We start from the raw sequence: 13,025 nt of genomic DNA on the forward strand, positions 1-13,025 counted from the left end.
ACCTTTTTTCGTTTAAGCGTCTTTCTTTATGAATCGCTTGAGCTGATTTCTTTCCATCAGAAATACACCTCCAATGTAAGCAATCAAAAGCCCATTACCAACGAAGGTATTATGATTAAATACAAAATAGGATAGATAGGAGAAACATATTCCTACAACTATATACATCAGGATCTTGCCCAATTTATAAGGTATAGGATAATGTTTTTGTCCCCATACATAAGATAGCACCACCATAGAAAAGTAGGCTAAAAATGTGACTATTGATGCTCCAACATAACTGTATCTAGGAATCAGATAATAATTCGCAACGATGGTTATTCCTGCGCCTACCAATGAAATATACAAAGCGTAACGTGTTTGGTCAGAAAGCTTATACCATACCGAAAGATTCATATAGATGCCCAACAGCACATAATTGAATAGTAATAGCGGAACGATGAAAAGTCCAGACCAATATAAGTCACGAGTTTCCACATTTCCTTTAATAAAATACTTCAGCCAGTCAATATTCGCTGTAATCCCCAGCATAACTAACATCATGGCAATTACGAAATATTCCATAATCAATGCATAGGTCTTCTTTGCATTAGCATTTTTTGCATAAGAAAAGAAAAATGGTTCGGCGCCCAATCGAAAAGCCTGAACAAAAATGCTCAGAAACATTGCTAATTTTCCAACGGCTCCATAGATCCCCAAATCGCGATCCCCAATATCCTTAGGCAGGTAGATTGGCAACACAATTTTATCTAAATTTTCGTTGATGATATAAGAAATATTGGCAATTAAAATCGGAAAGCTATACGATAGCATCTTTAAGATTAGCTGCTTTTCCGGTTTAAAATAGAAACCCCTCATTTCAGGAAGGAGTAATAGAAAGGTTGCTGCACTTGCCACAATATTAGAAATAAATACATAACCTATCCATTCATTTCTATACCAACCGGAACACCAAGTGCCCAAAGCACCACCATCTTTTATCAGATAGGGAACTAGCGCAATAAAGAATAGGTTAAGCATAACCATAATACCGATGTTGGCCAATTTAATAGCACCAAATCGAATAGGCCTTCCCTCCGATCTCAATTTCGCAAAAGGAACAATAGCTAAAGCATCCAATGCCAATATGAGGGCGAAATACTTCACATAGCTCTCGTAATCGGCATTGTAAGTTCCCTTATTCAACCAGCTACCAATAGTGCCAGCAAAGACTATGGCCGTAATAAAAAATAATGTTGCCAAAGAGGCAATGACGATAAAACTGTTATTGAAAACCTGCTTTTTATCCTTTTCTTCGACTTTTTGGAGAAACCTAAAAAAAGTTGTTTCCATACCAAATGCCAAAACGGCATTGATCATGGATGCCCAGGCGTACATATGAGTAAATATTCCGTAGGACGCAGGTGGATATTTGAGGACATACAATGGCGTCATGACGAAATACAGCATACGGGCTATAATCGTACTCAGGCCATAAATCATGGTCTGTCCGGCGAATTTTTTAAGTACTGACAAGGCGAAAAGACTTAAGATTGAACTCTTTTAACTACTTCAAAATAGGAGAAGCCCTTCATTTCGCCTTCCTTTACCTCAACACTTTCAACGATTGCACCCTCGGGTCCTTCTTGGCAGAACTCCAATAGTGAATCTAGCGCAAAATCGTCGCCCTCGCCCTCTATATAGACAGAACCATCTTTTAAATTGACAACAAAGCCTCTAACACCGACTTGATCTGCAACCGCCTTGGTTGTCAATCTAAAAAAGACACCCTGTACTTTACCTCTTATTGAAATATTCAAATGTTTCATCTGTAACTTATTTTTTCTTCCATCGGTTAGATGGAACTTACCATGACTATAGTTTCGTTATTATAGTCATGGACGGTTCAATAAGAGCAAAAGTACAGAAGTTTTGGGGAATTAAATACTACGCTAAACGTTTTACCTTAACATCTTCATTTAGGCGCATGTGTTCCATACCTTGCAACAACACAATCCCAGGTTTTTTACCCACTTCAAGGGAGCCAAATTCATCCTCAATGTTCAACGCGATAGCACCATTGATTGTAGCCCATTGAATAGTCTGCAAGAAATCCAGATCCTCAAAGTGCGCATGCAATACCTTTAGCTCCTCCAAAATGGACAATGTATCGTTTGAAGCTAAACTGTCCGTTCCGATTACTAAACGCTGTCCGGCATTCATAAAATTCTGAACCTTTGGCAATGTTCCCTCAATATAAAGGTTGGCCTTTGGACAGAGACACCACATCACATCACGATCCATACGTTCTACGAAATCCAAATCTTTAAGAGAGGTATAGGTGTTATGAACCAACAATAATTTATTTGGATAAGGCAAATAAGGAAGATAAGACTGAATCGAATTTCTTGCCTGCGCCTTAATCGCATCAGCATTTTTTCCTATACTTTTATAAAAGTCCAAGAACTCACCCATTTTATAACGGAACAGTTTATTCTCCTCTTCACTTTCTTGATTGTGAATACTGATAATATTTGTTTCCGGAACCATCTTCTTGAATTTTTTAAAAAGGACCTTCGAACAAGAATAGGGAGCGTGCGGAGTAATGGATACATGCCCATTCCTAAACTCTTGGGTCAACGATTTAGCCTCCTTTAACTTAAAGTCAGCTTCTTCAGGTTCAATTCCGAGCACCTCCACAAATGTGTGATATAATATCTGTGAATCTTCCTTCAATTTTGAAGAATTATCAGTGTTGGCGTGATCTCCGACTGCGACAATACCATTTTCGTACATATCTCGATCGGCTTTGGCCATAGCGTCATCTATTTTTTTCATCGATGCCGACCGCGTTGTCATCACCTTACTGAGAAAGCTCGGAAGCCCCGTACCTTTAGGAACAATACCTTTCATATGCGACAATTCAATGTGGCAATGTGCATTGATAAAACCTGGAATTATCACTCCTTCATATCTCTCAACCTTCGTTTTATCTGAAGGTGTAAATGAAGTTGGGTCATAGATACCTTGAATTACCCCCTCCTCATCTACCGAAACAATACCGTCTTTTATTGGCATTGAAGTAATCGGCAGAATATAATTAGCGCTTAAATATTTTAACATTTTATCTCCTCACTATCAATTTAGTAACTAAAATTTTTTGACCTGTATGAATACATACCTTTAGTAGAAAAATTCATGCCAAGGTACCTAAAAAGAACAATAAATACCAAAAACAACAATTTGCACAAATTTTTAACCAAAAAGAAATAATACCGCAAATCCGCTCTTTTTCATTTGTCATAAATTACTTCTTTATACTTCATTTCAATTTTAAATTTATATATTCGCAGCATCGAATAGGGGTGCCTTGTTTTGTCAGGAACACAAATAAAGGCTGAGATTATACCCAACAGATTAAATTCTGTACACCTGATCCAGATAATGCTGGCGTAGGGAGAGGTTAGTTAAATAGTGCGGTCATAGTAACCCCTTGCTATGATTTGTTTAACTCAAACAAAATACATTACCATGATCAAATTTTTGATTTGTAGCTCCTTAGCTACTATTTCAAGCCAAATTGCCATTGCGCAACACAATCTGACAATTAAAGCTGTAGACAATACCAATCAGACCCCCTTACAGTATGTTTCCATATCCATAGATGGACAAGCATCCTTTGCTGGCCAATCGGACAAAAATGGGCTGATTAAACTATATCGTATCAATACAGGTAAGCACCAGATCCAGGTATCTTCTCTTGGATATAAAACATGGAGCCAAAATGTGGATGTTAAAGACAATTTGGAGCTTACGGTAGCGTTAGAACCTAGTACAATTCAAATGGAAGAGGTGCTTGTTCAATCTACCCGTGCCAAAAGAAATGCTCCTACAACCTTTAAAAACATCTCCAAAGAAGAAATAACGCGTAGCAACCTCGGCCAGGATATCCCATTCCTTTTAAATCAGACTCCATCCGTGCAGGTCAATTCCGATGCCGGTGCAGGCATAGGTTATACCGGAATGACAATCAGGGGATCGGATAATCAACGAATCAACGTAACATTAAATGGAATCCCTTTAAATGATGCGGAGAGTATGGGTTCATTTTTTGTAAACCTTCCCGACTTTGCCTCTTCTACTGAGAGCATCCAAGTTCAGCGTGGTATTGGGACTTCGACGAATGGTGCCGGATCATTTGGAGCCTCATTAAATATTCAGTCCAATACGTTAGTCGAAACCCCTTACGCAGAACTCAACAATTCATTTGGCTCCTACAATACCTGGAAAAATACAGTCAAGGTAGGTACCGGACTAATTAACGACAAATTTGCCTTCAATGCCAGATTATCTCGAATCAGTAGCGATGGTTATATCGAGAGAGGTAGTTCAGACTTACAGTCTTTCTATGTGGATGGAGGCTATTATGGCAAGAAACATATTTTAAAAGGAATTGTATTCTGGGGAAAAGAAAAGACATATCAAGCCTGGAATGGCGTTCCTGAACCATTGATTACTGGCGATCGATCGCGCATGGATGACTATGCAGATAATGCACTCGAAATCTCGGGCGCAGAGAAGGATCGTTTCATGAACGCTGGCCGGAATTATAATCTATATACGTATCAAAATCAAACAGATAATTATACGCAGAAACATCATCAACTTCATTATACCAATATCCTGAACGACAAATTGACACTCAATACAGCCCTACACTATACAAGAGGTTATGGTTACTATGAAGAAATGAGACCGGGAGATAAACTAAGTAAATACGGTTTGCCTAACGTCATCATTGGTAAAGATACCATACAAAAAACAGATCTCGTCCGTAGGAGATGGCTTGATAATTATTTTTATGGCGTGACCTATGCCCTAAATTACAGACCGAATGATCAGCTTGAAATTACTTGGGGTGGAGCTTATAATCAATACAAAGGAAAACATTATGGCCAGGTGATTTGGGCACAATATGCATCAACCGGTTTTCTTGACGACAAATATTACTTCGGGAAATCACAAAAAAATGATTTCAGTAATTTCTTAAAGGTCGATTACAAACTAGACAAGTGGATATTAATGGCCGATATTCAATATCGGAATGTAGATTACCACATGTATGGTGATGATGATAAGGTGAAAAATTATAATTATCATCCTAAGTTTAATTTCTTGAACCCTAAAGCTGGTGCAACTTATTTGCTAAATGACCATTCAAATGTATACGCTTCTTATGCCTTTGCACAAAAAGAACCTGTTCGCAAGGATTTTATAGAGAAAAATAGCGCCTTACCAGACCCTACCCCGGAAAAAATGCAGGACATCGAATTTGGCTATCGTTTTACAAATGAAAAATTCAACATCGGATTGAATGGATATGGCATGTTTTACAAAGATCAGTTGATCCCAACAGGCGAAATCAGTGATACTGGCTCTCCAATTCGACAAAATGTCAAAGATAGCTATAGAATGGGGCTTGAATTCGATGGATCATGGAACATCAGCAAACAGTTCAACTGGAAAGCAACAGCTAGTTTCAGCCAAAATAAAATTAAAGACTTTGAAGAGGTAATCGGTGATACAAGGATATTTTATTCAAAAACAAACATTGCTTTATCTCCGGGAACGATTTTGTCAAGTAATTTTTCTTATAGTCCGATAACGTCACTTACATTCTCTCTTCTATCCAAATTTGTAGGAACACAATATCTAGATAATTCATCGGCGAAAGAGAGGAGCATTTCTTCTTATTTTGTCAACAATCTGTTAGCAAACTATAGCTTTACAGCATTAGGTATCAAAAACATCAGTGCAACTTTACAGGTCAACAACATCTTAAACGAAAAGTACGAAGCCAATGGCTACACCTTCGGTTGGATGGAAGGTGATACCAGAAAATATTATAATTTCTATTTCCCACAAGCACCAACAAATTTCCTATTGGGCTTGAATTTCAAATTTTAGAAACAATTTATTTAAATAAAAAAACGTCTCTTTTTTCCTGAGGAAGCAAGAGACGTTTTTTATTTAATATGGCGGATAAATTGCACATTACATCGTGTTTAACAATCGGAATTTTTACCTTTGGTTTTATACTTTTCATTATGCGCGCAGTTATACAACGAGTGAAAAACGCCTCTTGTACGGTAGATAATCAGATTACAGGCAAGATCCAGAAGGGTTTAATGATTTTATTAGGAGTTGAAGAAGCTGACACAACAGAAGATCTGAAATGGTTAGGACAGAAATTCATCAACTTACGCATCTTCGAGGATGAACAGGGCCTGATGAATAAATCGATACAGGACATAGACGGAAATATCTTACTCATCTCACAATTCACCCTCTTTGCTCAAACAAAAAAAGGAAACAGACCTTCTTTTATCAGAGCAGCAAGACCGGATAAAGCCAAACCAATGTATGAAGAGATGGCTTTATTGTTAAGTCAATTGCTCCAAAAAGAGGTTCAACTTGGCATATTCGGAGCAGATATGAAAATCGACCTACTGAATGATGGTCCAGTTACCATCGTCATGGATACAAAAGATAAGGACAACTTTTAATTTTTTATTGAAAAAGATGACAATTAAAGAAGCACAAGAGGTTATTGACAAATGGATCAATAGTACCGGAGTACGTTATTTCAACGAACTGACAAACACCGCCATACTCATGGAAGAAGTCGGTGAGGTTGCTCGAATAATGGCTCGACAATACGGAGAGCAATCTTTCAAAAAATCAGACAAAGAAGTCAATTTAGCAGATGAAATGGCCGATGTATTATTCGTTTTGATGTGTCTTGCCAATCAAACGGGAATTGATCTAACAGAAGCTCTGGAACAAAATCTTCAAAAGAAATCAATTCGGGATGCCGACCGCCATAAAAACAACGAAAAACTTAAATAATTGGAGATAGTATTGTTTGTACAACTCTTTGAGATAATATTTAAAGTTTTAAATCGAATACGATGTATAAATTCATAACCTATTCGCTCATAGCGAGCATATGCCTTGCCTCTTGTGCGACAAAACAACAGCTAAATTCTAAGGTCGAGCAGGCCAGTACTTTTAATAAGGCTGCCGTAGTCACAGCGCATCCTTTGGCTTCAGAAGTCGGCGTAAAGATTTTAAAACAAGGTGGAAATGCAATAGATGCTGCAGTTGCCGTGCAATTTGCTTTGGCAGTTGTTTATCCAAATGCAGGAAATATTGGCGGCGGCGGCTTTATGCTCTATCGCGATCATCGGGGTAATTTAGATGCCCTAGATTTTCGTGAGAAAGCTCCTCAAAAAGCATCCCGGGATATGTATCTCGATGCCCAAGGTAATGTTATTCCTGAGTTGAGTCTTTACAGTCAATTGGCCTCAGGCATCCCTGGGTCTGTTGCCGGTATGTGGGAAGCACACAGAAAGTACGGCAAGTTGCAATGGAAAGATCTCGTACTCCCAGCAATACAGCTCGCCAGAACAGGTTTTAAAATCAGTCAACGACAAGCCAATGAGTTTGAAAGCCATAAAGATCGTTTTGTCAAGCTGAATCCCTCTGGTGCTGCAATTATCAAAACCACAGCTTGGAAAACAGCTGACCCATTTATCCAGGAGGAACTCGCGAAAACGCTGGAAAGAATCGCAATAGAAGGGCGAGACGGCTTCTATAAAGGTAAAACGGCCGACTTAATTGTTGCCGAAATGGACAAAGGGAAAGGCATTATCAATCATCAAGATTTACTGGATTATCAGGCAATTTGGCGTACCCCAATTTCCACAAATTACAGGGGGCACAAAGTTATTTCCATGCCGCCGCCTTCGAGTGGGGGAACATCTCTTTTGGCCTTGCTCAAATCAGTCGAACAGTTTCCACTTCAACGCTGGGGCTTTCAAACCGATTCAACCATTCGTGTCATGGTCGAAGCTGAACGCTATGTATATGCCAATCGGGCCAAATATTTAGGAGATCCTGATTTTATTAGGGTACCCGTCCAACAGCTTATTGACTCCAGCTCAAATGCACATAAACTCAATTCATTCAATTTCCGTAAAGCGACATTAAGCAAAGATGTCAATGCAGATGTCATTCCTGGCTATGAAAGTGAACAAACGACACATTTCAATATCGTAGACGAGCAAGGGAATGCAGTATCCATTACAACAACACTCAATGATTCTTATGGCTCGGGAATATTTGTGGCCGGCGCAGGTTTTCTCCTAAACAATGAAATGGATGATTTCTCTGTGAAGACCGGTGTCGCAAACATGTATGGGCTTACAGGGGAAAAAGCGAACGAGATTCAGCCCGGCAAAAGAATGCTAAGCTCTATGACACCCACTATTGTAGAAAAAGATGGCAAACTATTCATGGTTGTGGGAACCCCCGGGGGATCAACCATCATTACCTCTGTTTTTCAGACTATCCTCAACGTTATTGACTTCCGACAAAATGCACAATCGGCAGTGAGCCTGCCAAGATTTCATCATCAATGGCTTCCTGATCGCATTGATGTCGAAAATAACGCTATCAATGCCAATTTACGTGGCCAATTGACAAAAGATGGCTATACGATAAATCCGAGAGGGGCAATCGGCCGTGTGGAGAATATACTTGTCTTACCAAATGGTAAATTACAGACAGGAGCCGATCCACGTGGAGACGATACAGCGAAAGGTTATTAGATTAAAAATGATTAAACTATTTGATGCAATCCCTATCTTACAAGAAATAACATATTATGATTCAAAGGAACTACAACAGGATTTTCAGAGCAACATTAGCGACTATATTTACGTTGATTTTATTTTCAAACTGCAAAATACTTCAAGGGCCTGATCTTACAAAGATACAAGTTGGTATGACCAAAGCACAAGTTATTCAAAAGCTTGGAAAACCAGATGCTATTGTGGCTGCTAAGAAGTATCAGGAAGGCATCTTAGAAATATACGAATATAATACTCATCAACTTGAAAATCCAGTAGATTCAGCCTCAGGATTTCGTCAATATTGGTTACATTTTTTTAATGACGAGCTGCAGGAATGGGGTACTAAACATAATTATTCACCTCGAGAGTACGATCATTATTACGAGAAATATAGAAGGCGTCATTAAGTACAAGGCATAAAAAAAACCTGTTATCTAAGATAACAGGTTTTTTTTATAAGGATGAATCTTACATCATTCCACCCATACCGCCACCCATTGGAGGAGCACCAGCACCTACAGGGTTTTCTTCAGCTTCGTCAGCTAATACACACTCCGTAGTTAATAACATTGAAGCAACTGAAGCTGCATTTTCCAATGCTACACGAGATACTTTAGTTGGATCAATTACACCAGCAGCGATTAAGTTTTCGTAACGGTCTGTACGCGCGTTGTAACCGAAATCTGCAGTTCCTTCTTTCACTTTTTGAACGATTACTGCACCTTCGATACCAGCGTTATTACAGATTTGACGTAATGGCTCTTCGATAGCGCGTTTAATAATGTCAATACCGATTTGCTCATCTTCGTTGTCACCTTTAAGGTTTACCAAAGCTTCAGTTGAGCGAATGAACGCAACACCACCACCAGCGATAATACCTTCTTCAACAGCTGCACGAGTTGCATGTAAAGCATCATCAACACGGTCTTTTTTCTCTTTCATTTCAACCTCAGTAGTCGCTCCTACATATAACACAGCTACACCACCTGACAGTTTTGCCAAACGTTCTTGTAGTTTTTCACGATCGTAATCAGAAGTTGTTGTTTCGATCTGTGAACGGATTTGAGCAACGCGTGCTTTGATATCCTCTACATTACCAGAACCATTGATAATAGTTGTGTTATCTTTGTCAACTTGAACTTTTTCAGCTTGACCCAAGTAAGATAATTCAGCATTCTCTAATTTGAAACCTCTTTCTTCAGAGATAACAGTACCACCAGTTAAGATCGCGATATCTTCTAACATTGCTTTACGACGGTCACCGAATCCTGGAGCTTTAACAGCAGCAACTTTCAATGAACCACGGATTTTATTAACCACTAATGTCGCCAATGCCTCACCATCTAAATCTTCAGCTATGATCAATAATGGTTTACCAGTTTGAACTTGTTTCTCTAAGATAGGCAACAATTCTTTCATGTTGCTGATTTTCTTGTCGTAGATCAAGATGTATGGGTTATCTAATTCCGCTTCCATTTTGTCAGAATTTGTCACAAAATATGGAGATAAATAACCACGGTCAAATTGCATACCTTCCACAGTTTTTACTTCTGTTTCAGTACCTTTTGCCTCTTCAACAGTGATAACACCGTCGTTACCTACTTTTTCCATTGCCTGAGCGATCAAAGCACCAATTACTTCGTCATTGTTCGCTGAAATAGTAGCAACTTGTTTGATTTTATTATTGTCTTGACCAACTTCTTGAGATTGAGATTTCAAGTTAGCAACCACAGTTGCAACAGCTTTGTCAATACCACGTTTTAGATCCATTGGATTAGCTCCTGCAGCCACAGATTTGATACCTGGAGCAACGATTGCTTGTGCTAATACCGTAGCAGTTGTAGTACCATCACCAGCTTGATCAGCCGTTTTGGAAGCTACTTCTTTTACCATTTGTGCACCCATATTTTCTAAAGCGTCTTTCAATTCGATTTCTTTCGCTACCGAAACACCATCTTTAGTAATTACTGGAGCACCAAATTTTTTCTCAATAATTACGTTACGTCCTTTAGGACCCAATGTTACTTTAACTGCATTCGCTAAAGTATCTACACCTTTTTTAAGGGCCTCGCGAGCCTCAACGTTATATTTTACTTGTTTTGCCATTTTTTTATGAGTATTTAGTATTTCCAAGAAGCATCATCAGACGTTAGTATTGAACTGTAAATAAATTCTATCTTTAATACGTCTAATTTTAAAGCTTCATTAAAATAACCTATTGAATTCTTAATTGAGCCAGTAAGCTCTTTTTAAATAACCTCTTCTTATTAATTAGATAACCGCGTAAATATCAGACTCACGCATTATTAAGTACTCTTTTCCTTCGTAAGTAATTTCAGTACCTGCGTATTTTCCGTATAATACTTTGTCACCAACTTTCACAGTTAACGGTTCGTCAACTTTACCTGTACCTACAGCAACTACTGTACCTTGAGATGGTTTTTCTTTTGCTGTATCGGGGATATACAACCCTGAAGCTGTTTTTTCTTCTGCTGGAGCAGCTTCTACTACTACTCTGTCTCCGATAGGTTTGATACTTAATGCCATAATTAATTTACTTTTTATCTGTTATTGAATTTATTTTTATGTTATAATCGTTATAAACCCATCATCTTTTATGCCAATTGTAAATAAAGCAGCTTATAAGACAATTTTTCACAGAAAAGTTAATATCTCCATCGACAAAAATTCATTTTGCTGTCACACTGTCATTCGCGGTCTGCCAGTCTTACTTCCGTCGACAGACATCCCAATAAAATTAACGGTACAGGTCGGCCTTAGACAAAATACCCGACATAAAAAAGCCCCGTCTGTGAAACAAACGGGGCTCATAATTCTTTATTGATAACTATTTCTTAGCTTCTTCTGCTGGTTTTGTTGCCGGTGTAGTCACTGGGGCCTTTTCTTGCGATTGAGCCGGAGCAGCTTGCCCTTGTCCCGCAGGAGTACCAGCAGGTTGTTGTCCAGTACCCAAATTCAATGGACCTTGTTGTTTAGGCGCTTCAATTTGACCGCCCAATCCACCTTTAGATGTACTTGGTGATGTGCCAATAATATTTACACCTAAGCTAAATACCATAATGGCAATAACCATGATCCAAGTACCTTTTTCCAAAAAGTCACCTGTACGTTTTACTCCCATAAGATTCGTTCCACCTGAAAAACCAGATGACAAACCACCTCCTTTTGGATTTTGGATTAAAACCAAAAACGCTAAAATAATACTAGCTAATATGATTAGACCGATTAATAATCCTTGCATCTCTTTATGTTATTAATTTAATTTCTTTTCTAATTCTGTTATGCGTGCCGCAAAGTAAGCATTTTTTTCTGGATATTTCAAAACTAATTTTTTGTAAACCTCTATTGCTTTTGGATATAAGCCTTGTTCCACATAGATCTTTGCGAGCGTTTCGGTAACAAGTGTATGTTGATCTTCCGAACTTTTCCTAGCTTTATTCTCCAAGTCTAATTTTTCCGCTTGTAAAGGCTGAATCATAGGCTCCTCACGAATAAACTTTTCGATCACCTCATCAGTTTTACGCGGTATTTGAAAAGAGATTGTCGTTTTAACCTCATCACTCAACTTTGCTTCAGGCGATTGTAAATGAAAAATATTCTCCCGGATCTGTTGATCGAGTAGCTGAGTATCTAGTTTTTCATGAATTTTAGCAATATCGTCATTGGAGGGCTTCATTGGCCCTAATGGGGATTTAACATAGGGCTGATAGGTATCAGCATATTCTAATCTCGTCTTATGCAACCACCATAAGAAACTGTATGGCATGGTATCATCATCATAGACCGAAACACGTTCTTGACCATCATCCATTATTTCGGCAACAGATTCCGATAGAACAGGTGCTACTAGTGCAGACTCCTCTGAATCGGCAATAATTTCTTGCTGCTGATCGCTTGACCGAAAATAATCTTTTGCAACCCCCGCTTGAATCAAACGATCCAATTCATCAACTTCCACCTTGGATAAAACTGGTTCAACAACAATTTCGCTTTCAGCTTTAATTTCGACAATCCCATCATCGTCGCGAAGTGCTCCATCCACTAGAAATTCATCTGAAGGCATTATTGCATCAGGCTCTGCCACCGATTTACAATGCATAAATTCATACAACCAACTCGGAGAAGATGCATAGAGCAAAGTAGACGATAAATTCTGAACTGAACTATGCTTGCCAAAAACTTTACGTTCATAAACAAATCGCAGGCTTTGGGCATACGGATATTTTTCAATCAATGCTAAAACAACATCTTCCGCCACAGTGTCCGGATGATTGATTGCTTGAAAAAAAAGCTCGTTATTGGATAATGATATATTAAGATTCATCTTGG

12 protein-coding genes and 1 riboswitch are annotated in these 13,025 nt (G+C 38.6%); of the genes, 5 read left to right on the forward strand and 7 right to left on the reverse strand.

Annotation, left to right across the window (positions count from 1 at the left end; all coding sequences use genetic code 11):
• Nucleotides 1-12: 12 nt before the first annotated feature.
• The 3 genes from AACH28_RS13780 to AACH28_RS13790 all read right to left on the reverse strand — a co-directional run bounded on the left by AACH28_RS13780 (nt 13) and on the right by AACH28_RS13790 (nt 3,102).
• Entirely contained in the window at nt 13-1,482 is a 1,470-nt protein-coding gene (locus AACH28_RS13780) for a polysaccharide biosynthesis C-terminal domain-containing protein (RefSeq protein ID WP_341833118.1), read from the reverse strand.
• 44 nt (nt 1,483-1,526) lie between these two features.
• Nucleotides 1,527-1,808, reverse strand: coding sequence for an acylphosphatase (locus tag AACH28_RS13785; protein WP_341830752.1), 282 nt, complete (start codon nt 1,806-1,808; stop codon nt 1,527-1,529).
• 118 nt (nt 1,809-1,926) lie between these two features.
• Nucleotides 1,927-3,102 (reverse strand): amidohydrolase family protein, encoded by a 1,176-nt coding sequence (locus AACH28_RS13790; protein ID WP_075990826.1) that lies wholly within the window; start codon nt 3,100-3,102, stop codon nt 1,927-1,929.
• A gap of 228 nt (nt 3,103-3,330) precedes the next feature.
• Nucleotides 3,331-3,456, forward strand: a riboswitch (TPP riboswitch).
• A gap of 54 nt (nt 3,457-3,510) precedes the next feature.
• Here AACH28_RS13790 and AACH28_RS13795 point away from each other — a divergent pair.
• From AACH28_RS13795 to AACH28_RS13815, 5 genes are all read left to right on the forward strand, one after another.
• The gene (locus AACH28_RS13795) at nt 3,511-5,946 is read left to right on the forward strand and encodes a TonB-dependent receptor domain-containing protein (protein ID WP_341830753.1); all 2,436 of its coding nucleotides are present in this window, start codon (nt 3,511-3,513) and stop codon (nt 5,944-5,946) included.
• Between the two features lie 140 nt (nt 5,947-6,086).
• The gene (dtd, locus tag AACH28_RS13800; protein WP_075994611.1) at nt 6,087-6,545 is read left to right on the forward strand and encodes a D-aminoacyl-tRNA deacylase; all 459 of its coding nucleotides are present in this window, start codon (nt 6,087-6,089) and stop codon (nt 6,543-6,545) included.
• A gap of 16 nt (nt 6,546-6,561) precedes the next feature.
• The gene (locus AACH28_RS13805; RefSeq protein WP_075990824.1) at nt 6,562-6,888 is read left to right on the forward strand and encodes a nucleotide pyrophosphohydrolase; all 327 of its coding nucleotides are present in this window, start codon (nt 6,562-6,564) and stop codon (nt 6,886-6,888) included.
• A 62-nt stretch (nt 6,889-6,950) separates the two neighbouring features.
• Complete coding sequence (ggt, locus tag AACH28_RS13810) at nt 6,951-8,651, forward strand: gamma-glutamyltransferase (RefSeq protein ID WP_341830754.1); 1,701 nt, start codon at nt 6,951-6,953, stop codon at nt 8,649-8,651.
• 56 nt (nt 8,652-8,707) lie between these two features.
• A complete protein-coding gene (locus AACH28_RS13815; protein ID WP_341830755.1) occupies nt 8,708-9,082 on the forward strand; it encodes a hypothetical protein in 375 nt (124 codons plus the stop codon).
• Between the two features lie 61 nt (nt 9,083-9,143).
• Here AACH28_RS13815 and groL read toward each other — a convergent pair whose 3' ends face one another.
• From groL to AACH28_RS13835, 4 genes are all read right to left on the reverse strand, one after another.
• Nucleotides 9,144-10,781, reverse strand: coding sequence for a chaperonin GroEL (gene groL, locus AACH28_RS13820; protein ID WP_070561631.1), 1,638 nt, complete (start codon nt 10,779-10,781; stop codon nt 9,144-9,146).
• Between the two features lie 165 nt (nt 10,782-10,946).
• Nucleotides 10,947-11,222, reverse strand: a complete 276-nt coding sequence (gene groES / locus AACH28_RS13825; protein ID WP_028070710.1) for a co-chaperone GroES — start codon at nt 11,220-11,222, stop codon at nt 10,947-10,949.
• Between the two features lie 301 nt (nt 11,223-11,523).
• Nucleotides 11,524-11,937, reverse strand: coding sequence for a preprotein translocase subunit SecG (gene secG, locus AACH28_RS13830; protein ID WP_120333071.1), 414 nt, complete (start codon nt 11,935-11,937; stop codon nt 11,524-11,526).
• 12 nt (nt 11,938-11,949) lie between these two features.
• On the reverse strand, nt 11,950-13,020 hold the full coding sequence (locus tag AACH28_RS13835) for a hypothetical protein (protein ID WP_336835469.1): 1,071 nt from the start codon (nt 13,018-13,020) through the stop codon (nt 11,950-11,952).
• Nucleotides 13,021-13,025 lie beyond the last annotated feature (5 nt).

Source organism: Sphingobacterium thalpophilum (assembly GCF_038396785.1).
GTDB classification, from domain to species: Bacteria; Bacteroidota; Bacteroidia; order Sphingobacteriales; family Sphingobacteriaceae; genus Sphingobacterium; species Sphingobacterium thalpophilum_A.

Excerpts from the sequence above, each read along its gene's own strand:
- AACH28_RS13780 (WP_341833118.1), bottom strand. The coding sequence starts at position 1,482 with ATGATTTATGGCCTGAGTACGATTATAGCCCGTATGCTGTATTTCGTC.
- AACH28_RS13785 (WP_341830752.1), bottom strand. The coding sequence starts at position 1,808 with ATGAAACATTTGAATATTTCAATAAGAGGTAAAGTACAGGGTGTCTTT.
- AACH28_RS13790 (WP_075990826.1), bottom strand. The coding sequence starts at position 3,102 with ATGTTAAAATATTTAAGCGCTAATTATATTCTGCCGATTACTTCAATG.
- AACH28_RS13795 (WP_341830753.1), top strand. The coding sequence starts at position 3,511 with ATGATCAAATTTTTGATTTGTAGCTCCTTAGCTACTATTTCAAGCCAA.
- dtd (WP_075994611.1), top strand. The coding sequence starts at position 6,087 with ATGCGCGCAGTTATACAACGAGTGAAAAACGCCTCTTGTACGGTAGAT.
- AACH28_RS13805 (WP_075990824.1), top strand. The coding sequence starts at position 6,562 with ATGACAATTAAAGAAGCACAAGAGGTTATTGACAAATGGATCAATAGT.
- ggt (WP_341830754.1), top strand. The coding sequence starts at position 6,951 with ATGTATAAATTCATAACCTATTCGCTCATAGCGAGCATATGCCTTGCC.
- AACH28_RS13815 (WP_341830755.1), top strand. The coding sequence starts at position 8,708 with ATGATTCAAAGGAACTACAACAGGATTTTCAGAGCAACATTAGCGACT.
- groL (WP_070561631.1), bottom strand. The coding sequence starts at position 10,781 with ATGGCAAAACAAGTAAAATATAACGTTGAGGCTCGCGAGGCCCTTAAA.
- groES (WP_028070710.1), bottom strand. The coding sequence starts at position 11,222 with ATGGCATTAAGTATCAAACCTATCGGAGACAGAGTAGTAGTAGAAGCT.
- secG (WP_120333071.1), bottom strand. The coding sequence starts at position 11,937 with ATGCAAGGATTATTAATCGGTCTAATCATATTAGCTAGTATTATTTTA.
- AACH28_RS13835 (WP_336835469.1), bottom strand. The coding sequence starts at position 13,020 with ATGAATCTTAATATATCATTATCCAATAACGAGCTTTTTTTTCAAGCA.